Source organism: Micromonospora sp. NPDC049139, from assembly GCF_055586845.1.
In genome coordinates, this window is record NZ_JBVJHK010000030.1 from 1 (window position 1) to 21,154 (window position 21,154).

Annotated in this window: 17 protein-coding genes and 3 pseudogenes; 10 read left to right on the plus strand and 10 right to left on the minus strand. The window is 74.7% G+C overall.

What is annotated here, in order from left to right; all coding sequences use genetic code 11:
* Positions 1–731: 731 nt before the first annotated feature.
* Together ACZ6Q9_RS31470 and ACZ6Q9_RS31475 are read right to left on the minus strand one after the other, a co-directional pair.
* Positions 732–1,766, minus strand: a complete 1,035-nt coding sequence (locus tag ACZ6Q9_RS31470; protein WP_396830893.1) for an ice-binding family protein — start codon at positions 1,764–1,766, stop codon at positions 732–734.
* 375 nt (positions 1,767–2,141) lie between these two features.
* The gene (locus ACZ6Q9_RS31475; RefSeq protein ID WP_393460519.1) at positions 2,142–3,017 is read right to left on the minus strand and encodes a hypothetical protein; all 876 of its coding nucleotides are present in this window, start codon (positions 3,015–3,017) and stop codon (positions 2,142–2,144) included.
* Positions 3,018–3,152: 135 nt separating this feature from the next.
* Between ACZ6Q9_RS31475 and ACZ6Q9_RS31480 the strand changes: the two genes are divergently transcribed.
* Positions 3,153–5,003: a sigma-70 family RNA polymerase sigma factor gene (locus ACZ6Q9_RS31480; protein ID WP_393460516.1), complete on the plus strand. Its 1,851-nt coding sequence runs from the start codon at positions 3,153–3,155 to the stop codon at positions 5,001–5,003.
* An 82-nt stretch (positions 5,004–5,085) separates the two neighbouring features.
* Positions 5,086–5,532 (plus strand): GNAT family N-acetyltransferase, encoded by a 447-nt coding sequence (locus ACZ6Q9_RS31485; RefSeq protein ID WP_393263113.1) that lies wholly within the window; start codon positions 5,086–5,088, stop codon positions 5,530–5,532.
* Positions 5,533–5,606: 74 nt separating this feature from the next.
* On the opposite strand, the gene ACZ6Q9_RS31490 is transcribed toward ACZ6Q9_RS31485, so the two are convergent.
* The gene (locus ACZ6Q9_RS31490) at positions 5,607–6,194 is read right to left on the minus strand and encodes a GNAT family N-acetyltransferase (RefSeq protein WP_393460513.1); all 588 of its coding nucleotides are present in this window, start codon (positions 6,192–6,194) and stop codon (positions 5,607–5,609) included.
* Positions 6,195–6,315: 121 nt separating this feature from the next.
* Here ACZ6Q9_RS31490 and ACZ6Q9_RS31495 point away from each other — a divergent pair, with 121 nt between their 5' ends.
* Positions 6,316–7,113 carry an alpha/beta fold hydrolase gene (locus ACZ6Q9_RS31495; protein ID WP_393460510.1) on the plus strand — a complete coding sequence of 266 codons (798 nt, stop codon included), beginning with the start codon at positions 6,316–6,318 and terminating at the stop codon, positions 7,111–7,113.
* A gap of 83 nt (positions 7,114–7,196) precedes the next feature.
* Here ACZ6Q9_RS31495 and ACZ6Q9_RS31500 read toward each other — a convergent pair whose 3' ends face one another.
* Together ACZ6Q9_RS31500 and ACZ6Q9_RS31505 are read right to left on the minus strand one after the other, a co-directional pair.
* Entirely contained in the window at positions 7,197–7,937 is a 741-nt protein-coding gene (locus ACZ6Q9_RS31500) for an SDR family NAD(P)-dependent oxidoreductase (protein ID WP_393460507.1), read from the minus strand.
* 109 nt (positions 7,938–8,046) lie between these two features.
* On the minus strand, positions 8,047–8,628 hold the full coding sequence (locus ACZ6Q9_RS31505) for a dihydrofolate reductase family protein (protein ID WP_393460504.1): 582 nt from the start codon (positions 8,626–8,628) through the stop codon (positions 8,047–8,049).
* A 75-nt stretch (positions 8,629–8,703) separates the two neighbouring features.
* On the opposite strand from ACZ6Q9_RS31505, the gene ACZ6Q9_RS31510 reads away from it, so the two are divergent.
* On the plus strand, positions 8,704–9,285 hold the full coding sequence (locus tag ACZ6Q9_RS31510; RefSeq protein ID WP_393263105.1) for a TetR/AcrR family transcriptional regulator: 582 nt from the start codon (positions 8,704–8,706) through the stop codon (positions 9,283–9,285).
* 137 nt (positions 9,286–9,422) lie between these two features.
* Positions 9,423–10,568: a polysaccharide pyruvyl transferase family protein gene (locus ACZ6Q9_RS31515; protein ID WP_350707785.1), complete on the plus strand. Its 1,146-nt coding sequence runs from the start codon at positions 9,423–9,425 to the stop codon at positions 10,566–10,568.
* A 99-nt stretch (positions 10,569–10,667) separates the two neighbouring features.
* On the opposite strand, the gene ACZ6Q9_RS31520 is transcribed toward ACZ6Q9_RS31515, so the two are convergent.
* Positions 10,668–10,874, minus strand: a complete 207-nt coding sequence (locus ACZ6Q9_RS31520) for a hypothetical protein (RefSeq protein WP_393263104.1) — start codon at positions 10,872–10,874, stop codon at positions 10,668–10,670.
* 149 nt (positions 10,875–11,023) lie between these two features.
* Here ACZ6Q9_RS31520 and ACZ6Q9_RS31525 point away from each other — a divergent pair, with 149 nt between their 5' ends.
* Positions 11,024–11,545: a DinB family protein gene (locus ACZ6Q9_RS31525; RefSeq protein WP_396830889.1), complete on the plus strand. Its 522-nt coding sequence runs from the start codon at positions 11,024–11,026 to the stop codon at positions 11,543–11,545.
* A gap of 37 nt (positions 11,546–11,582) precedes the next feature.
* Here ACZ6Q9_RS31525 and ACZ6Q9_RS31530 read toward each other — a convergent pair whose 3' ends face one another.
* Complete coding sequence (locus ACZ6Q9_RS31530) at positions 11,583–12,455, minus strand: carbohydrate kinase family protein (protein ID WP_396830888.1); 873 nt, start codon at positions 12,453–12,455, stop codon at positions 11,583–11,585.
* Positions 12,456–12,513: 58 nt separating this feature from the next.
* Positions 12,514–14,697 (minus strand): N,N-dimethylformamidase beta subunit family domain-containing protein, encoded by a 2,184-nt coding sequence (locus ACZ6Q9_RS31535; protein ID WP_396830887.1) that lies wholly within the window; start codon positions 14,695–14,697, stop codon positions 12,514–12,516.
* Positions 14,698–14,926: 229 nt separating this feature from the next.
* Between ACZ6Q9_RS31535 and ACZ6Q9_RS31540 the strand changes: the two are divergent.
* The 3 genes and pseudogenes from ACZ6Q9_RS31540 to ACZ6Q9_RS31550 form a co-directional block, all read left to right on the plus strand.
* Positions 14,927–15,989 (plus strand): annotated as a pseudogene (locus ACZ6Q9_RS31540) (ATP-dependent helicase); the annotation flags it as partial.
* Positions 15,990–16,075: 86 nt separating this feature from the next.
* Positions 16,076–18,241, plus strand: a pseudogene (locus ACZ6Q9_RS31545) (DEAD/DEAH box helicase); the annotation flags it as partial.
* Positions 18,238–19,347, plus strand: coding sequence for an SWIM zinc finger family protein (locus tag ACZ6Q9_RS31550; RefSeq protein WP_396830886.1), 1,110 nt, complete (start codon positions 18,238–18,240; stop codon positions 19,345–19,347). The pseudogene ACZ6Q9_RS31545 and the gene ACZ6Q9_RS31550, both read left to right, overlap by 4 nt.
* 96 nt (positions 19,348–19,443) lie before the next feature.
* Here the strand turns inward: ACZ6Q9_RS31550 and ACZ6Q9_RS31555 are convergent, their stop codons facing one another.
* Positions 19,444–19,701: a DUF3040 domain-containing protein gene (locus ACZ6Q9_RS31555; RefSeq protein WP_111132775.1), complete on the minus strand. Its 258-nt coding sequence runs from the start codon at positions 19,699–19,701 to the stop codon at positions 19,444–19,446.
* Between the two features lie 967 nt (positions 19,702–20,668).
* Positions 20,669–20,791, minus strand: a complete 123-nt coding sequence (locus ACZ6Q9_RS31560; protein WP_393263340.1) for a hypothetical protein — start codon at positions 20,789–20,791, stop codon at positions 20,669–20,671.
* On the opposite strand from ACZ6Q9_RS31560, the pseudogene ACZ6Q9_RS31565 reads away from it, so the two are divergent.
* Positions 20,781–20,981: pseudogene (locus tag ACZ6Q9_RS31565) on the plus strand (DUF1800 family protein); the annotation flags it as partial. The gene ACZ6Q9_RS31560 and the pseudogene ACZ6Q9_RS31565 sit on opposite strands and share 11 nt — an antisense overlap.
* Positions 20,982–21,154: the final 173 nt, after the last annotated feature.

A 21,154-nucleotide genomic window follows, 5' to 3' on the forward strand; every position in this document is an offset into this window, starting at 1 on the left:
CCACCACCATCGGGATAGCGCACCCGAACCAGATACGCCATCCATCGAACACGGTCACGTCGACACGCCGCATCGACCTCGCCCTAACCCTGACCCTGACCATTCAGTCTCTGTAGCACACGACGGCGGAGAGAGCTCCGCTGCCATCGCCGCTGCCGAACAACAGTTGGTCGTCCCGCTGCCAGCTGCGGTGCATGAGGCCTACGCGCTGTTCGCTGGCGGGACGACCTGGCACGCAACGAACATCGGATGCGCCGGCTGAACGAGCTGAACTTCCGGGATCCCCTCGACCCGCGCATGCTCCTTTTTCGAGTGGAGCAGCAGGGCTGCGCGCATAGGGGCATTCGCATGGAGGATCTGCACCTGGACGATCCGCCTGTGATGCTGCGTACGGACGGATGGGGATGGGTCCGCTACCTCGATCGGTTCTCTTGCTGCTGTCGACCTGGTGCGGCACGAGACGGTTGTCAGCGATGGCACGCACTTGGCAATGTGCGACCACGACAAGACCCTTGTGAGGCGGATTACCGAGCAGTACGCCCCGTTGGATCTACCGCCGGCACCGGTGGACATCGACGAGCCGGCCGCCAGGGTGCACCGGTATGGAGGCCGGGACGTGCTCGTATCCCGCCAGGGCGATGCAGCCGTGTGGGTCTGTGGACGTACAGCGAGAGCCTCAGAGCCCGTTATCTGTTGGGGCCCGGCCGGCAGGTCACCGGCCGGGCCTCCGATCAGGACTCGTGGGCTCGACGCCGGGAGAGGAAGAACATGAGCCCGCCCAGGACGACCATGACACCTCCCGTGCCCGTTATGGCCGGGACCAGGCCGCTACCGGTTACCGGCAGCATGTCGGGTTTTTTGTCGGGACTGCCTGGGGCGCCAGGAGAGCCTGGCGCACCGGGAGCGCCGGGACTGCCTGGGGCGCCGGGGGGGCCGGACGGCCCGGGGGGGCCGGACGGGCCGGGGGCGCCGGGACTGCCGGGGGCGCCGGGACTGCCGGGGGCGCCGGGACTGCCTGGGGCGCCGGGACTGCCGGGGGCGCCGGGACTGCCGGGGGCGCCGGGACTGCCGGGCGGGCCGGACGGGCCGGGGGGGCCGGACGGGCCGGCACACAAAGGTGCGGTGATGACGTTGTCGTCGAGGGTCACGGCGGCGGTTCGAGCCAGCGCACGGCCATGGAGATCCGCACCCGTGGCCATGGTGATCGACGCCTGAGCCATGATGGTGCCCACGAAGTCGGTTTCCGTGCCGATCGTCGCCGAGCTGCCGATCTTCCAGAAGACGTTGCAGGCCGAAGCGCCGTTGATGAGGACGACGCTGCTGCTCGACGCCGTCGTCAGCATGGAGTCGACCTGGAAGATGAACACGGACTGGGGGTTGCCCTGACCGTTGAGCGTCAACTGCCCGGTCAGTTGGGCGGCCCCGATCCGGTAGACCCCGGGGTTGAGGTTGTTGCCGCCGAGTTCTGCGGGAAGGTTGGTGAACGGGGTCCGACCGGCGGCGTCGTTGAAGGCGAGGGTCAGGTCGCTCTGGGCCTGTAGAGCCTCCGCATCGCCGAGGTGAACCTCGCCCTCGATCGTTGCCGTCTCGAAGCCCGCCGCAGTGTTCCCTGGGTACCTCCCGAGATTCTGGGCCAGGAAGCTTGGGCCGGTGTTGGTGGGCTCGGCCCCGGCCAGCACGGAGTAGTCGCCGGCCGTCCCCAGGCCCACCGGCGCTTCCTGGGCGTTGGCGGCGGTCGCGTTGAGGACCAGCAAGGTGGCGGTCACGGCGACAGCCGCGGAAGCCCCGAGCGCCGGCAGGACTGCTCGCCGAATGAGATGAATGGATCTAACTGTCACAGAACACCCTCCGTGGGTACTGCTCGCAGGAGGCGTCTCGCAAGCTGCGTCCTGCCTGAAGCGGTATATATGGCGCAAACTGGCGCGCTGACCACCACACCATCTTTTGCTTGCTCAGGTGACTAAAACAGGACAATCCATAAGTTTCGCGACAGGGGCTGGACTTGGGAGCGCCGCCCACGGCGCTGCAACAAGAGCACTACGAGCCAAGCCCAGCACTCCGACCAGCATGCGAGCGGGCCGCCGGAACAACCGGCGGCCCGCTGCGTCCCAAGTCGTCGTACTGCTGAGCAGCCCGGCGGGTCAGCTCGCGCAGACGGCGTACGCCCGCACCTTCCAGTTGCTGCTGAAGCCGTCCTCGTCCTCGGCGGCGCTGACGGTCACGGTGGTCGAGGTCGTGGGCAGCATCTGGGTCAGGCGCACCTGGCCGTCGCCGCCGAGGATCTCGCCGCCCACTCCGTGCACCTGGGTGCCGGGCGGGCAGGTGGCCACGGCCGACCGGGTGGCGGCGGAGTTGTAGAGGCTGTCGTTGATGACGCGCTGCTCACCGGGCAGCGGGTCGGCGCAGATCGCGGTGGCGTCCAGCCACCACGTGCCGGCGAAGCCGGTGCCGTCCTCGGCACCCGCCACCACGACGCTGTTCTGGTGGATGCGCAGATCCTCCAGGACGACCTCGCTGTTCGACGCCCCGACGACCGCGCCACCGACCCCGATGGCGTGCTTGCCGGGCGGGCAGGACTTCTCGAACCAGTTCGAGGTGCCGAAGCTGCTGGGCGCCGAACTGCCGGACACGGTCACCAGGCCCGCGGGCGCGGGGGCGCACACCGCGCTCGCCGTGACCGCCCAGTCGCCGCCGACCCCGTTCTCGTCCTCACGGCCGGTCACCGAGTACGTGTTGCCGTCGACCAGCGGCCGCATGATGTCCATGCCGACCTGCCCGAGGCCCGCGCCGGTGATCGCGCCGCCACCACCGATGACCTTGGTGCCGGACGGACACGTCGCGGGCTGCGACTTCGCGAAGGTGTTGCTGGGGCCGGTCGTCGTCTTGATGCTCAGGCCGGGCACCGCCGCCACCGGCCCGGTGAGGACCACCTGGCCGAGCACGAGCGCGCTCAGCGCCGCCCCACCCACGGCGGCCGTCCGACGCGACCACCGGGTGCGGTTCGATCCCTCTCGCATGGTGTCTTTCCTTCCTGGGTTGTTCGTAGCGATGACACCGGTAGGAGCGCGGTGGGGTCGGGATGCCAACAGAAACTCCCGAAGAAAAAATTCGGCGGCTTTACTGGACGCGTCGAGGAGCAGCGAGGGACACGGATGGACACGGCGGCACAGGACGACACCGCACTGGTCGAGGCGGTGCGCCGCGGCGAGCGGGCCGGGCTGGAGGGCATGTACCGGCGGTACGCCGACCGGCTGTACACGTACGCCCGGACCATGCTGCGCGAGCCGGAGGCCGCCGCGGACGCCGTCCACGACGCCTTCCTCACCGCGAGCCAGCGCATCGGCCAGCTCCGGGAGCCCGACCGGCTGCGCCCCTGGTTGTACGCGATCGTGCGCAACGAATGCCTCCGGCAGCTCCGGGAGCGGGCCCGCTCCCTGCCGCTGGAGGAGGCCGACGAGCCGGTGGCCGACGCCGCCGACCCGGCCACGGGCGTCAACGCCGAGCAGGTACGCGACCTGGTGCACACCGCCGCCGCCGCGCTGAACCCGGGCGACCGCGAGGTGGTGCACCTGGCCATCCGCCACGACCTGTCGTCCGCCGACATCGGCGCGGCCCTCGGGGTGCCCGCGAACCACGCGCACGCCCGCCTGTCGCGTGCCCGTTCGCAGCTCGAACGGGCGCTGGGGGCGCTGCTGGTGGCCCGTACCGGGGCCCGGGACTGCCCCACCCTCGCCGGCCTGATCGACGGCTGGCAGGGGCGGCTCACGCCGACCCTGCGCAAGCGGGTCTCGCGGCACATCGAGAGCTGCGCGGTGTGCGGACTGGTCCGACGGGAACAGCTCAGCCCGTCCGTGCTGCTGTCGGCGTACACGGCGCCGGCCTTCCTGGTCGTCGCGGACACGGTGTGGCCGAGGCTGGCCGAGGTCTGCGCGACCGGTGCCCTGGCCGACCCGGCGGCCGACGAACCCTCCGGGTCGGGGGATACCGGGCCGGCGGACAGATTCGTCGACGGGCCCACGCCGACGACCGGCGGAACGGTGGCCCAGGACGGTACGGCGGTGACCCCGGCCGGCGAGGCGGTGGCCCCGGGCGGTGAGGCCGCGGCCCCGGACGGTGCGGCGGTGACCCCGGGCGGTGAGGCCGCGGCCCCGGACGGTGCGGCGGTGGCCCCGGCCGGCGAGGCGGTGCCGGGCGGTGCGGTGGTGCCGGGCGGTGCGACGCACCGTGCGGTGGCGCCACGATCCGGCCGGTCTCGTACCACCCGGCCCGCCGCCGGTGCGGACCACGCGGTGCGGACGACCCCGCCGGGCCGCGACCGGCGCCGTCGGCGGATGGCCGCGACCGCGGCTCTACTGATCCTTCTCGCCGTCCTCGGCACCTGGGCACTGACGACCGGTCGCCCGACCGCCAGCCGGGACGGCTCCGGCCGACCGGTCTCCGAGGCGCTCGCATCACCGGCCGGTGGCCCGGCGGAGCCCGCCGCCGCGCCGCTGCCGTCCGGCTCGGCCACGCCAGCCGGCACCCGAGCCGACACGCCGGTGCCGGCCGGCACCGCCTCGACGCCCGGGACCGTGGCCGGGCCGGCGGGCGGTGACGGGGCCGTCCGGACCGATGCGCCCGCCGCGCCCGGTGTGGTGCCGGGTGGCGCCGCACCGGCCACCTCCAGACCACCGACCGTGCCCCGGCCGACCGGCACACCGCAGGTTGCCACGCCGTTCACGGTCTCCGCCACCGCGCGGGTGCGCTGTGGCGCGGACACGTACAGCCTCGTGGTGCAGGCCACCGGCAGTGCCACGCTCGGCGGTGCCGAGGTTCACTGGACACCCACCGGGGGCAGGACGTCGGTCCGGGCCATGACGACGGACGGATCGGCCGCGCGGGTGACCGTCGGGCGGCTGCGTGCGCCGACGCTGACCTGGTCCGTACGGGCGACCACAGCGGACGGCCGCACGGCGCGGAGCGCGACCTACACGGTCACCGACCCGTGCGTCCGGCCGGGATAGCCGGGACGGCGGCTGCGCGGGGCAGCCCGGAAGCGGGGATTGGCATACGGTGCCGGGGATGGTGACCCTGAGGCTCGAGCCGATGACCGACAGGCAGTACCTCCGCTACCGGGAGCGGGCGGAGGAGAGCTACGCGCAGAACATCTGCGATTCCGGGGCGATGCCGCTGCCGGAGGCGCGCCGAAAGGCGCAGGAGGACTACGGGAAACTGCTGCCCGACGGCCTGGCGACGGAGGGCCACCACCTGTGGGCGGCCTACGACGGCGACGACGAGGTCGGCATGCTGTGGCTCCACGTCGAACAGAAGTCGGACGGGCCGCACGCCTTCGGCTACGACTTCGAGGTGCGGGCGGACCTGCGGCGGAAGGGCTACGGCCGCGCCATGATCCAGGCGGTCGAGAAGCTGTGCCGGGAGTGGGGAGTCGTCTCCATCGGCCTGAGCGTCTTCGGCTTCAACCTTCCCGCCCGGACGTTGTACGAACAGATGGGCTTCGAGGTGACGGCTCTCCAGATGCGCAAGCGGCTGTAGCCGGGGAGGACGGCACGCCGGTGCCGGCCGGCGGCCTCCGGTGCGTGTCGCCGTGGCCCCTCGGCCCGGCAGGTTCAGATCCCGCGACGCGCGGCCCACTCGTCGGCGAGTATCGCGAAGACGAGTTCGGTGCTCCACCCGCCCTTGAAGAACTCGTTCTCGACCAGGCGGGCCTCCTGCCGCATCCCCAGCCTGCGCGCCAGCCGCGCCGACGGGTCGTTGCGCTCGTCGACCCGCGCGACGACGCGGTGCAGGCCGAGGTCCTCGAAGCCGAGGCGGAGCAGGGCCCGCGCCGCCTCGGTGGCGTAGCCGTGGCCGCCGAAGGCGGGATTCACCGCGTAGCCGAGTTCGCCGCTCCCGTGCAGGCGGCTGTGCCAGAACAGCACCACGTCGCCCACCAGTTCGCCGGTGTCGGCGACCTCGACGCCGAGCGTCAGCGACTGCCCCTCGTCGGTGAGTTCCCGGCGCGCCCACACCGACGAGATCCGGTCGACGACGACCTGGCGGGTCATCGGCTCGAAGGGCACGTAGCGGCACACGTCCGGTCGGCTGCGGTAGGCGAGCAGCGCGTCGACGTCACCGCCGGTCAGCGGCCGCAGCAGCAGCCGCTCGGTGCGGACCGGGTACTGCGGACGCAGGGCGACCCGCGTGGGAACCGACATCGCGTCATCGTGCCACCTCCTCGCCCCCGTACGCCGTCCGCAGTGCCCGGGTGCACAGCTCCTCGGCCGCCCCACCGCCGGACGGCCGGCGGATGCCGTACGGACGAGGTTGGATGAGGGGGTGAGCTACGCGGAGGTCAACGGGCTGCGCCTGTGGTGGGAGGAGCACGGCGAGGGCCCGCCGTTGCTGCTGTTGCACGGCGGCTTCGGGGCGGTGGAGATGTTCTCGGCGATCCTGCCGGCCCTGGCCGGGCGTCGCCGGGTGATCGCGGTCGACCTCCAGGGGCACGGGCGCACCGCCGACGTCGACCGTCCGCTGCGTTTCGAGTCGATGGCCGACGACGTCGCGGCGCTTGTCACCCGGCTCGGCCTGGCCGAGGCAGACCTGCTGGGTTATTCGCTCGGTGGCGGCGTGGCGCTGCGTACCGCGATCCAGCATCCGGCGCTGGTGCGCCGGCTGGTCGTCGTCTCCGCGCCGTGCCGGCGGCAGGGCTGGTATCCGGAGGTGCTGGCGGGCATGCCCGAGCCCGACGAGGAGGCGGGCGAGCGGATGCGTGGCACCCCGCCGCACCAGCTCTACACGCGGATCGCGCCCCGGCCGGAGGAGTGGCCCACGCTCTGGGCGAAGACGGGCGAGCTGCTGCGGCGCGACTACGACTGGTCGGCCGAGGTGGCCGCCCTCGTCGTGCCCACTCTGCTCGTCTTCGCCGACGCCGACTCGGTCAGCACGGCGCACATGGTGGAGTTCTTCGGGCTGCTCGGTGGTGGCCACCGGGACGCCGGCTGGGACGGCGCCGACCGGCCGGCCTCCCGGCTGGCCGTGCTGCCCGGGCTCACCCACTACGACATCGCGGCCTCGCCGGCGCTGCCGGCCGCGGTCCTGCCGTTCCTGACCCATCCCGTGGCGACGCCCGGCTGACGCCGGGACCCGCCGGGCCGGGCTGGACGTGGACCGGGGCTGGGCGCGGCGGGCCCGGGAGCACCGCCGCGCCCGGCGCCGGGTCAGCTGGTGAAGCCGCCGTCCACGTTGACCACCGCCCCGGTGACGTAGCCGGCCTCCGGGCCGGCCAGGTGCGCGACGGTCGCGGCGATGTCGGCCGGCGCGGCGTAGCGGCCGAGAGCGGTGAAGCCCGCGATCGCGGCGGCGTTCGGCCCGTCCGCGGGGTTGGCGTCGGTGTCCGTCGGCCCCGGATTCACCAGGTTGGCCGTGATCCCGCGCGGCCCGAGTTCCCGGGCGAGGCCCCGGGTCAGGCCGACCAGCGCGGTCTTGCTCATCGAGTAGAGCGACAGGCCGGGGAAGACGGCCCGCTCCCCGACGTTGCTGCCGATGTTGATGATCCGGCCGCCCTCGGTGAGGTGGCGCGCGGCGGCCTGCGCGGCGAGGAAGGGGGCCCGGACGTTGACCGCGAGCGTCCGCTCCACCTCGTCGTCGCCCAGTTCCGTCACCGGGCCGACCAGGAAGACCCCGGCGTTGTTGACCAGGATGTCCAGCCGGCCCAGCTCCGCGGCCGTCCGGTCGACCGCGTCGCGGACGGCGGCCGGGTCGGCGCTGTCGGCCCGGACCGCCAGCGCCCGCCGGCCGAGCGCCTCGACCTGCTTGACCACCACCGCCGCGCGGTCGGTGGAGTGCTCGTACGTGATCGCCACGTCGGCCCCGTCCTGCGCCAGGCGCAGGGCGACGGCGGCGCCGATGCCCCGGGTGCCGCCGGTGACCAGGGCGACCTTTCCGTTCAGTGTCGTCATGCCAATGATCGTCGGTGGGGCGGCCGATCCCGGTCTGGCGGCGATCGGACGCCTCGTTCCGGGGCCGACGCGGGGTCCGATTCCCGCGTCCGCCCCCTCGGCGGCCCGGTTACCCTGCTTGGGCGGGGCGGGCGTAGTGGAGGATGACGACCCCACTGTCGAACGGGCGGGTGCTTACCAGGTCGAACCGGCGCGGGTCGAATCCGCGGTCGGCGAGCGGGATGCCGCTGCCGATCACGTACGGGTTGAGCTTGATGATCAGCTCGTCGACCTCGGGCAGGAGCTGGCCGGCGAGCTGGCCGCCGCCGCAGAGCCAGATGTCGCGGCCGGGCCGGCGCTTCAGCTCGCGGACGAACTCGACCGGGTCGGTGGAGACGATCTCCACCTCCGGCTCGGCGGCCGGGGGCAGGGTGCGGGAGAAGACGTACTGCTTCAGGTGGGCGTACGGGCTGGTGACGCCGATCTTGAGGGCCGGGTCGTAGGTGGCCCGGCCCATCACCAGGGCGTCGAAGCGGCCCTCCGGCTCGTCGATGCCGAACTGCGGGTGGGTGAACGTGGGGAGCGTCTGTGACCAGTTCGCCGCCAGGTGCGCGGCCACGTCGGCGTCCAGACGGAGGAAGTCGGGCGACCCGTCGGGGGCGGCGATGAAGCCGTCGAGGGTGCTGGCGACGTAGTACACGAGCTTGCGCAAACCGGTTCCCCAATCACTACTGGTGTCGTGGATGACTGTACTACAGCCGTCGTGGATCCTGCTAGGGTTCTTCTCATGGCGCGGAACGTGGAGCGGCGGGCGGCCCTGGCGGACGCGGGGCTGCGGGTGCTGGCGGCAACGGGGGCGCGGGGGCTCACCCACCGGGCCGTCGACGCCGAGGCGGGCGTGCCGACGGGCACCGCCTCCAACTACTTCCGCTCACGCGACGCCCTGCTCGGCGCGCTCGGCGAGCGGATCATGGAGCGGTTCGCCCCGGACGAGGGGGTACTGGCCGAGCTGGGCGCCCGCGAGCCGTCGCTGGAGCTGTTCGTCGACTACCTGCGGTACATCGTCGAGCGGACCACCCGGCAGCCCGACCTCACCCGGGCCCTGATCGAGCTGCGGCTGGAGGCGGTCCGCCGGCCCGACCTGGCCCGGGTCCTCGGCGACACGCTGCGCCGGGGCTACCGCGACGACGTCGCGTTCCATGTCGCGTCCGGGTTGCCGGGCGGCGCGTTCGAGGTCGCCCTGCTGCACTACGCCATGGACGGGCTGCTGCTCGACCTGCTCAGCACGTCCATCGACGCCGGTTTCGACCCCGACGAGGTGATCGTGGCGTTCGTGTCCCGACTGGTGGGCGGCGCGACCGACCGGTGACCCACGGAACGTGACCACGCCCGGACACCCGGGAACCGGACCCGACGGGGCGTGTGCCCCGCCCGGGCCGGCCGCCCAGGAGTGTTCCCCGGCGCAGCGGGAAACCGCCTCCGGACGCACCTGGGGAGGAGCGACGGATGACGCGTGGCGGCGGACTGACGATCGGCGTGCTCGGCTCGTACGGGGGCCGCAACCTCGGCGACGAGGCGATCCTGACCGGCCTCCTGGCAGACCTGCGGGAGCAGGAGCCGGACGGGCGGATCATCGTCTTCTCCCGTAACCCCGAGCACACCCGGGTCGCCCACCCCGACGTCGAGGCGGTGCCGTGGGAGGGGATCAGCCGCACCGACTCCGCGCTGGTCCTGGGCCAGCTCGACGTGCTGATCCTCGGCGGCGGCGGCATCCTCTACGACCGGGAGGCCCGCCGCTACCTGCGCGTGGTCCGGGTCGCCCAGGAGCGCGGGCTGCCGTTGCTGACGTACGCGGTGGGGGTCGGGCCGCTCAGCGAGAGCATCGACACCGGGATGGTGCGGGAGACCCTGGCCAGCGCCGCCCAGGTGACCGTGCGGGACCAGGAGTCGCGGATGGTGCTGGAGGAGGCGGGGCTGCTCAACCCGATCACGGTCACCGCGGACCCGGCGTTCCTGCTCGAACCCGAGGACTTCCCGGCGGAGCTGCTCCGCGAGGAGGGCGTGCCGGCCGGGAAGCGGCTGGTCGGGATGAGCGTACGGGAGCCGGGCCGGGCCGCCGAGCGGCTCGACGTCGACGGCTACCACCGCCTGCTGGCCCAGATCGGCGACTTCCTCGTGCACCGGATCGACGCGTACGTGCTCTTCGTCCCGATGGAGCGCGACGACATCCGGCACTCGCACGGCGTGTTGTCGCACATGACCGCCGCCGAGCGGGGCCGGATCCTGCACGGCAGCTACCAGCCCGAGCAGGTGCTCGGGCTGATGCGTCACTTCGACCTGGCCGTCGGCATGCGGCTGCACTTCCTGATCTTCGCTGCGATGGTCGGCACGCCGTTCCTGCCGCTGCCGTACGCCGGAAAGGTCTTCGACCTGGCCCAGCGGCTCGGTGTGCCGGCGCTGCGGGGCGTGGAGCGGGAGGTGGAGGGCCCGCTGCTGGCCGAGGTCGACCGGCTCTGGGACGAGCGGGAGAAGCGGGCCGAGGCCACCGCCCGGCGGGTCGCCGGCGTGTGCGACGAGGCCCGGGGGACCTCGCAGGTCACCCGTGCGGTGCTGGAGAGCCTCCGCGCCCGCACACTGAGCGGGGTGTCCTGAGGGGTGACGCCCACCGGCCCCGTCCCGCCGCCGGACCGGGCCCGGGCTCCGCGCCGGCGCCGACCGCCGCCGAACGCGGGCCCGGGCCCCGAGCGGGGCTCAGACCGCCGGCCCGCGCCAGCAGTAGCGCCACCGGTCGGCCCCGGCATCCACGGACTCCAGCTCGTAGATCTCCGCCTCGGCCAGCCCCTCCGGGCCGAGGTGGTGGTGGGTCAGCGGCGGGCGGCCGTTCGTGTCCAGCTCGACGGTGACCGTCTCGCCATCGGCCGGGCCACCCGCCAGCGGGATTTCTGCCGTTGATGCCATGCGCCCATCCTGCCCCGCCCGGCCCGACCCCCGCAGCGGATAGCGCGGCAGCGCGCGGGCCCGCTGGACGGCACGGCGAGGGCAGCGCGGGCCCGCCGGACGGCACGGCGAGGGCAGTGCGCGGCCCGCCGGACGACTAGGGTCCACGGATGGCGGAGATTCGGATCGACCCCACGCTCGGCCCGGTACTGGCCCGCACGGGCGACGAGCGGGCCGTGCTCGAAGCGTTCCTCGACTTCCACCGTGGTGTGCTGCTGCGCAAGCTGCGCGGGCTGTCCGACGCCGACGCGGCCCGCCGGCTGGTGCCCTCGGCCACCACCGTCGCCGGCCTCGTCAAGCACCTGACCCTGGTGGAGCAGAACTGGTTCCCGTGCCTGCTCGCGCCCGGCCCGGGCGACGTCTACCTCACCTCCGAGGAGGACGCGTCGGCGAGCTTCGCGCTGACGGCGGAGGACACGGTCGAGCGGCTCGCCGGGGCGTACGAGCGGGCCTGCGCCCGATCCCGGGAGGTCGCCGGGCGGTTCGACCTCGACCACGTCGTCCCGCACCCGCAGCTCGGCGAGGTCTCGCTGCGCTGGATCCTGGTGCACATGGTCGAGGAGACCGCCCGGCACGCCGGGCACGCCGACATGCTCCGCGAGCTGACCGACGGCGCCACCGGCGCCGTCTGACGGCCACCGGGGAGGCGGTGCCGCCCGCACCCCGACGTCAGGGGCGCGGCAGCAGGCCGGCCGGGTACTCCATGCCGTCGTGGGTGCAGGCCGCCGCCGCGACCCGGGCCCCGTACGCCGCCGCGGCGGCCGGTGGCGCGCCACGCAGCCGGGCGGCGATCACGCCCGCCGCGAACGCGTCCCCGGCGCCGTTGGTGTCGACGACCGGGGCGGGCGCCTCGGCGGCGGGCACCCGGGTCGGCCCGCCGTCGCCGGCGTGCAGGTCGGCGCCGTCCGCCCCGTGGGTCACCAGCACCGTGCGGGGCGCCAGCGCGGCGGCCAGCGCGGCGGAGCCCGCGCCCAGCCGGACCCCGCTGACGAAGACCAGGTCGGCCGCCTCCGCGAAGGGGCGGTGGTAGGGGTTCTCGCCGTCCCAGTCGTGCAGGTCGGTGGAGAGGACGGCCCCGTCGGCGAGCCCGGCGCGCAGGGCGGGCAGCAGGGGAGGGACCCAGTCCATGATCGACAGATGCACGTGCGCCGAGTCGCGGACCAGCGCCGCCAGCTCGGCCGCCGTGAACGGGGCCGGCCCCCGCCACGGACGCGGGTCGTAGAGCGACATCCGCCGCCCCGCCGGGTCCACCATGTTCACCGACCGCCGGGTGCCGGCCGGGGCGTCGCCGAGCACGGCGTGCACACCGGCGCGGGCCAGCGCCGCCCGGACCACGTCCCCGGCCGGGTCCGCGCCGAGGACGTCGACCACCGCCACCCGGAGCCCGAGCGCGTGCGCGGCGAGCGCCAGCCCGGAACCGGTGTTGCCGATCCGCAGCTCGATGGGGTCGACGGTGACGGAGTCCGCGACGGGCAGCGGGATCGCGGGCACCCGCACCCGCACGTCCACGCCGAGGCCACCGATCACGAGGAGGTCGAACATGCGCCGACCCTAGCCGGAGCGGGTCGGCAGCGCGCTGCCGGCCGACCCGCTCCGGGGATCACTCCAGCGGCTGGGGTTCGAGCTGGTCGGGCGCGGGGGCGGTGCGCTGCCGCGGCGCCGTCGTCCGGCGGACCGCCGGGCCCTCGGCCAGCGCGAGGTCGAAGACGTTGCGGAAGAGCCGGGACATCGCGGCGTCGGTCGCCAGCGCCCCGGCGAAGGTGATCGAGGAGGCGCTGAAGACGAAGCCGCCGTTGGGCTTCTCGACCAGCACCATGGCCGCGCCGCCGCCGGTGTTCTGCCCCCGGGCGATGACCTCGGTCGAATCGGCCTCGCCGTCCAGGCCGAGCATGGCGTCGGTCTCCCAGCCGCTGGCCGCGCCGTTGTAGCCGGCGAGGCCGAAGCGGCTGCCCACGGTCAGGCCGGTGCCGGCCAGCAGCTCGTGGTCGCGCAGGACCGCGTACGGGGCGAAGGTGAACCAGCTGGCGCTGGTGTAGTTGACCCCGAGGAGTTGCGAGGCGGGCAGGCCCAGCGAGTTGTAGGTGTCCCGCCGCCCCTCCGGGGTGCGGAACGTGACGGCGCTGTGGTCCGCGCTGAACCGCACCCGCTCGTAGAGACCGTTGCCGCCGGCGTAGATCACCCGGCCGCCGCCGGCGAGGTAGTCGGCGAGGTGCTGGCGCATCTCCTCCGACCAGTACTCGGGGTGGCTGCCGAGCACCAGCACCCGGTACCGGGCCAGCCAGCCGCCGGAGACGTGCAGGTCGGTGTCGTCGTAGCAGTCGAACTCCAGCCCCTGCCCGGTCATCCAGCGCATCAGCAGCACGTCCGACCAGAGGGTGTGCTCCAGGTTGCCGGTCGCCTCGACGTTCAGCTCCGTCGACGGCCGGCGCAGCGAGAACGTGCGCGTCCCCGCCATGTCCCCGCAGTACTGGTAGTGCCCGCCCCACGTGTTGTACGCGTGGTAGGTGTTCGTCGGCAGCAGCATCGCGATGTCGTGCCGGGGCGTCGCCGGCCTCACCACGAACGGCACGTGCCGGCGCAGCTTGTGCGGGCCCTCCAGCCGGGCCGCGTACAGGCCGGACGGCCAGCTCTCGGGGATCGACAGCGTCAGCGTGTCCGACCAGTCGCAGCCCGACTGGAGGTAGCCGGTCGGCAGCACCTGGAGCCTGCCCGTCACGCCGGTCGGATTCTTCACCACCTCCGGCGCGCCCTCGCTCGGCGCCACCCGCACGACCGACGCGGTGAGCGTCGGGAAGGTGGTGGAGACCGCGATCCGCGCGGTCGAGCCGGCGGTCACGGTCGGCGTCCGCGCGTACCCCTGGAGGGCGGCCTGGCTCTGCAGGGTGAAGCCGCTGCCGACGGTGCGGCCGGAGCCGCCGTTGGCCCAGGTCGCCCGCCGGTCGGCGCCCGCCTTGGACCAGTTGGTGATCCGGTAGGTGACCAGGCTGCCGGTGGCGCGCCGGGTGGGGTCGCTCGGCTGCACGCCGTAGAGGGTGCCCTGCCCGACGCAGATCAGCCCGTTGATGGTCAGCTCGTTGAAGCCGTTGCCGATCCGGATGCCGGAGCCGGCCGCCCACCTGCCGCCGCCCAGGTGCTGGTACCAGTAGATGGCGCCGTGCCGGTACGCGTAGATCACCCCGGAGCCGTCCGCCACGCCCTGGAAGCTCTTGAAGCCCCGGGTGATCCGGCTGCCGCCGGTCCACTTCCCCGTCGACGGGGTGTACTGGTAGCCGTACAGGTCGCCCTCGGCGTCGACCCCGTAGACCGTGCCGCCGAAGCCGAAGAGGCGGGGGAACTTCTGGAAGCCGCTGCCGATCTGCCTGCTGCCGCTCCAGTAGCCGGCCCCGGTGGTGTAGTTGGTGCAGACGTAGCGGTAGTAGTGGATGGTGCCGTCCGCCCGCACCCCGTAGAGCGAGCCGTCGGCGCTGCCGAGGACCGTGCGGAACTGGTGCCAGCCCGAGCCGATCTTGCGGCCGGAGCCGGTGGCCCACCCGGTCACGCCGGTCTGCCAGCCCCAGTGCCGGTACCAGAGCAGCGACCCGTCGGCCTGGATGGCGAAGATGACCCCGTTGCCGCCGCCCACGAGCTGGATGAACCGCTGCTCGGGGTCGTAGCCGGGGCCGTCGGCCCGGGCGGGCGCGGCGGGCGCCGCGAGCACCGAGGGCGCGGCGGTGGCCGCGGCCAGCGCGCCACCCGAGGCCAACACACGACGCCGGGTGATCCGACGGTGGACGCGCAGTGACATTTGTGAAGAACCTTCCCCGTTGTCGAGCCAGCGCAATCTAGCCGCCGGCCGGGGGCCGTGGGGGGAGGGGTGCGGGGGCGGCGCCGAAAGTCGTTCGGAAAACGGCGGAGACCGACCGATCGGACGATCCGGGCCCGTCCGGCGCCTCCGGCCACACCGGGCACGGCGTGCGCGCCGGGGTCGCGGCCGGCCCGATATCCTCGCCGAGTCGTCACGAGGAGGGGGACGCGTGCTGGTCGTCCACGGGGTGTGGCGGTGGGGCGTCGGGCTCGCCGTCTGGGCCGAGGACAGCACGCTGCCGGCCCGCGCGCCGCGCCGCCCCGGCCGCGCGCCCCGGGAGCGGCCGCACCCGTTCGCGGCCGGCCACCCGACGCTGGCCGCCGCGCTGGCCGAGGCGGCCGATCCGGCCGACCTCGGCACGGCGCTGCTCACCCTCCCCACCCGGGCGGGCTCGCCGCTGGACTCGCCGGAGCTGGTCCGCACCACCGTCGCGGAGCCGGTCCGTGGGCCGGTCACCCTCGCCGGGTGGCGTGTTCCGGTCCTCCGGTACGCCCCGGACGCCGCCCTGGCCCTGCTGCGCGGGCTCGACGGGCTGGCCGTCGTGCCCGGCGCGACCCTGCGCCACCTCGCCGAGCTGGCCGACTTCGCGGTCGAGCTGGCGGCCCGGGGCCGGGTCCTGCCCGGCCTCGCCGCCCCGGCGCCGGCGGTCTCCACCGACGGCGCCCCCGCGCCGACCGGGCGGCCCGAGGGCGCGGGCAGGTCGGGGAAACCCGGCCACGACGGCACGCGCCGCCGCGCGTCGCAGGGCGGCGACTGGTCCACGGTGGACGGGCAGCGGGTGTCCGCCCGGGCGGTGTGGCGGCCCCTGCTGACCGGCACGGACGCCGCCTGGGCGCGGGCGCTGGCGCTGGCCCTGCCGCCGGCCGCACGCGCCACCGCCGACGCGCCGGCCCGCCCGGGCGCCACCGCCAACGCGTCCGGCCGCCCGCGCGCCACCGTCGACGACGGGCCGGGCATCGACGACGGGCCGGGTGCGCTGGTCGCCGACGCGCTCGACGTGCTCACGGACGCCGCGGTCCGGGCGGCTCTCGCGGAGACCGCGCTGGCCCGGGGCGTACGCCCGAACGGCGCCGTGCCGGCCTGGCTGGCCGCCCTCTCCGGACCGGTCCGGGACTTCGCCGCCGAGCCGGCCGCGCTGGACACCCTCCGTGCCGAGCTGGCCGCCTGGCAGCGCGACGCGGCCGGCGGCGCGGTGCGGGCGAGCTTCCGCCTGGTCGAGCCACCCGCCGACGAGATCGCCGAGCCGGTCGTCGAGCCACCCGCCGACGAGATCGCCGAGCCGGTCGTCGTGGTGCCGGCCGACCCGGCGGCACCGGTCGCGACGAACGGGACGTGGCGGGTCGAGTTCGGGCTCCAGGCGGCCGACGAGCCGAGCCTGCACGTGGACGCCGGGCAGGTCTGGCGGTCGCCGGAGACCGTCGCCGGGCTGGCCGGCCGGCGGGACGACCCGCAGGAGACCCTGCTCGCCGAGCTGGGCCGGGCCAGCCGGCTCTGGCCCGAACTGGACACCGCCCTGCGCACCGCGACGCCGGAGGCGCTGGAGCTGGACGTCGAGGGCGCGCACCGGTTCCTCCGCGAGGGCGCGCCGGTGCTGCACGCCGCCGGCTTCGCCGTGCTGTTGCCGTCCTGGTGGCGGCGTCCCTCGTCGCGGCTGGGCGCCCGGTTGCAGGCCCGCAGCCGGACCGCTCCGGGCACCGTCGCCGCGGGCGGCGGCGTCGGGCTGGACGCCCTGGTCGACTACCGCTGGGAGGTGGCCCTCGGCGACCAGCCGCTGACGGCCGAGGAGTTGGCGTCACTGGCCGCGCTGAAGACCCCGCTGGTGCGGCTGCGCGGGCGGTGGGTGGAGCTGGACCCGAAGCGCCTCGCGGCCGGCCTGCGGCTGCTCCGTTCCTCCGGCGAGCTGACCGTGGCCGACCTGCTCCGCCTGGGCCTGGCCGACGGCGGTCAGCCCGACGCCCTGCCGGTGCTGGAGGTGAGCGCGGACGGCGCGCTCGGCGACCTGCTGGCCGGGGCGGTGGAGCGGCGCCTCACCCCGCTCGATCCGCCGCCCGGGTTCCACGGCACGCTGCGGCCGTACCAGCGGCGGGGGCTGGCCTGGCTGGCGTTCCTGCAGTCGCTCGGGCTCGGCGGGGTGCTCGCCGACGACATGGGGCTCGGCAAGACGGTGCAACTGCTCGCCCTGCTCGCGCAGGACCCGCCGGAGGCCGGCCCGACGCTGCTGGTCTGCCCGATGTCGCTGGTGGGCAACTGGCAGCGGGAGGTGTCCCGGTTCACGCCGGGGCTGCGCGTACACGTGCACCACGGCGCGGAACGGGCGCGGGGGGCGGCGTTCGCGACGGCCGTGCACGAGGCGGACCTGGTCGTCACCACCTACTCGGTGGCGGCCCGGGACGCGGTCGACCTGGCCGGCATCGACTGGCACCGGGTGGTGGTCGACGAGGCCCAGGCGATCAAGAACGCCGCCACCCGGCAGGCCGAGGCGGTCCGCGCGCTGCCCGCCCGGCACCGGATCGCGGTGACCGGCACGCCGGTGGAGAACCGGCTGGCCGACCTCTGGTCGATCATGCAGTTCGCCAACCCGGGCCTGCTGGGCCCGGCGGCGACCTTCAAGAAGGCGTACGCGGAGCCGATCGAGCGGCACGGCGACGCCGAGGCGGCCGAGCGGTTGCGCCGGATCACCGGCCCGTTCGTGCTGCGCCGGCTCAAGACCGACTCCTCGATCATCTCCGACCTGCCGGAGAAGCTGGAGATGGAGGTGCTCTGCAACCTCACCGCCGAGCAGGCGTCGCTCTACCGGGCGGTGGTCGACGACATGCTGGCCCGGATCGAGTCCAGCGACGGCATCGAGCGGCGCGGGCTGGTGCTGGCCACCATGACCCGGCTCAAGCAGGTCTGCAACCACCCGGCCCAGCTGCTGCGTGACGGGTCGGCGCTGGACGGCCGCTCCGGCAAGCTGGCCCGGCTGGAGGAGATCCTGGACGAGGTCCTGGCGGCGGGGGAGCGCGCCCTGCTGTTCACCCAGTACGCCGAGTTCGGCGGCATGCTGCGCGGCCACCTGTCGGCCCGGTTCGGCCGGGAGGTGCTCTTCCTGCACGGCGGCGTCGGCAAGGCCGACCGGGACGCGATGGTCACCCGGTTCCAGTCCCCGGCCGGGCCGGCGATCTTCGTGCTGTCGCTCAAGGCCGGCGGCACCGGGCTCACCCTCACCGAGGCCAACCACGTGGTGCACGTCGACCGGTGGTGGAACCCGGCCGTCGAGGACCAGGCCACCGACCGGGCCTTCCGGATCGGCCAGCGGCGCCGGGTGCAGGTCCGCAAGTTCGTCTGCGCCGGCACGGTGGAGGAGAAGGTGGCGGCGCTGATCGCCGACAAGCGGAGCCTCGCCGCGTCCGTCGTCGGCACCGGCGAGCAGTGGGTGACCGAGCTGTCCACCGCGCAGCTGCGTGAGCTGTTCACCCTGGACGCCGGGGCGGTGGTGGAGTGAGCGGGCAGCCCGAACGCGACGGCGGGACGACCGGCCGCTTCGCCGACTACGGCCGTCCGCGCCGGGTCGACGGCGGGCTGAAGGCGCGCAGCACCCGGGGCGCCATCGGCCGGTCCTGGTGGTCGCGGCGCTTCCTGGAGGTGCTGGAGTCCTTCGCCCTCGGCACCCGGCTGACCCGCGGCCGGGCGTACGCGCGGGCCGGCCAGGTCGTCCGCCTGCACGTCGCCCCGGGCACCGTCAGCGCCGTGGTGCAGGGCTCCCGCGCGCAGCCGTACGAGGTGAGCATCGCGCTGACCCCGTTCCCGCCGGAGCTGTGGTCCCGCGTCGAGGCGGACCTGGCCGCCCAGGCGTTCTTCAGCGCCCGGCTGCTCGCCGGCGACCTGCCCCCGGAGCTGGAGGAGCTGTTCGCGGCGGCCGGCGCCCCGCTCTTCCCGGCCGGGGTGGCGGAGCTGCGCCAGCGGTGCAGCTGCCCCGACTTCGCCGTGCCGTGCAAGCACCTCGCGGCCACCTTCTACCTGCTGGCCGAGGCGTTCGACGCCGACCCGTTCCAGCTGCTGCACTGGCGGGGCCGGGGCCGGGCCGAGCTGCTCGACCGGCTGCGCGCCCTGCGGGCCGGGACCGCCGTCGCCGATGCGCCGGCCAACCCGTCCACCGGGCCCGGCGGCGATGCCGGCGGCGGGCCGTCCACCGTGGAGCGCCGCAGTGTCGGCGCCGCGCCGTCCACCGCGGAGCGCCGCAGTGTCGGCGCCACGCCGTCCGCACCGGAGTCCCGCGATGCCGCCGGTGGCGGGCCGTCCGCCGGGCGGCCCCGCGATGCCGGCGGCAGGCCGTCCATTGTCGACCGGGCCGGCTCCGGCGACCGGCGGGACACCGTGGACCCTCCGCCGGTCGGGGCCGCGCGGGCCCTGGCCGGCCTGCCGCCGGCGCCGCTGGCCGAGTCGGTCGACCGGTTCTGGCTGCCGCCCGTCCCGCTGCCCGACCGTCCGCCCAGCCTGGCGACCGGGCCCGACCTGCTGCTGCGGCAGCTCGGCGCGCCGGCTCCCGCCATCGGCGGGCCCGGCCTGGTCGAACGGCTGCGGCGGGCGTACCGGCTGCTCGGCCGGTGAGCCTTCCCTTCCGGCGGATCGCCGGCCGGTGTCACCCGGCGCGGTGCCGCCGGCGCGGCGCGGCCGCGCCGGCCCGCCGGGACCGTCGTCGCCCGGTCACAGCCAGCGGCGGCGGAACCGCCACATGAGTGCGGCGTTGGCCACCAGCACCACCGCGCAGATGGCCCCCGCCAGCCGGCCGGCCAGCACGGTCATCGCCGGGAGCGAGGCCCACAGCACGATGGTCAGAAGCATCAGCCACCGGCTCCGGCGGGCCCGGGCCCGGTGGTCGAGCCGGGCGAAGAACGCCGGGTCACTCTCCCGGAGGTGACGGGTGATCTGCTCGAACCTGCGCTGATCCTCTTTGCTGAGCATGTGCCTTCCCCTCACGCGTTCAGCGGTTCGGCGGCATACCCGCTGCGGCGGCGGCTCACGCTCCCGTCCTGGTGCTACTTTGCCGCCCGCCCGGGCGGCGGCGTGCCCGACCCGGGGAACGGGCGCCTCAGGGCAGGCTTATCCGCACCTTAAATTTGCCTGTGTCACTGAACGCGGCGGCAAGCGTCGGCTGGCCGGAAATCGTTACGTCCGGCCCGTGGCGTGTCACGTACGCCCTGCTCGGGAGGTCCGTGCCGGGGCGGGCGGGAAACCGCGCCCGGCGCGCCGCGCTGAGGGCCGTCTTAAGTGCCCTCGTGAGCGCTCTCCGCGTTTGCTTGATGGCCCCTGGGGCCTTGGTTACCGTCCCGTAAACCCCCTCAGGCACGAGTCGCCGCACCTGCACCCCCTTGCCCGATCGCAGTCGTCGCGGCGCGTGGAGAACGGATTGGTTCATGGCCGACCAGAATGTGCCACCACGCCGACCGTGGGACGAACGCGGCCGGGACGGACGCCAGCACCCCGCCTACGACGGACACCGCGACAGCCACACCGCGCCGTACGGCCACGACGCCCCCGCCCCGCACCCCGGTGGATACCCGGTCGACCCGCGCGGGCCGTACGCCCACGCCGGCCACCCGGCCGCGCGCGGCCCGCGGTGGATCGGCCCGGACGGCTTCGCCCAGCAGGCCGCCGCGCCGTCGACCGGCGCCGGACTGCCCAACCTGGACGATGACGACGAGCCGGGCCGCGGAGTCGGCCGGCGCAGGGCCCTCGCGGCCCTCGGCGGCACCGCCGCCGTGGTCGCGGGCGGCGCGGCCCTGGCGATGACCCCGCAGGTCCGCGGCCTCTTCGGCGACGACGTGGCGGCCGGCGACGCCACCGGCACCACGGTGACCGACGGCACCCCCGCCCGTCCGAGCGGGCAGCAGCCGAGCACGGTGCGCACCTACACCGAGCAGAACGAGAGCTACATGGGCTCCCGGGCCGGCGAGACGCTGAAGAAGAACAGCCCTGCCGGTGGCCGTACCTTCTCGGGGCCGGCGGCTGCCGCCGCGGGGACCAGGGTGACCGTCAGGACCGTGCTCGCCAAGGATTCGGTCCTGCACCTGGCCCGCCGTGCCACCTTCGGCGCCACGCCGCAGGTCGTCGCCGAGATCAAGGAACGCGGCATCGACGGCTGGCTGCGCTGGCAACTCGACCCCGACCGGATCGCCCCGACGAAGGCCGAACTGAAGCTCGCCGAGCTGCCGACGCTGAAGCTGACCCCGGCGCAGCTGCGCGAGCGGCGCGACCGGCTCGACGAGCGCGGTCGTTGCAGGCCGCGATCGACCGGCGAACTGACGTGCCGGCCTCGGCGGCGGTGCCGCGACGTGCCCCGGGCGGGTGCGTGCCGCCAGCGTGTGCCCCGGGCGGGTGCACGTCGCCGGGGTGCGCCCCGGGCGGGGGTCGGGCG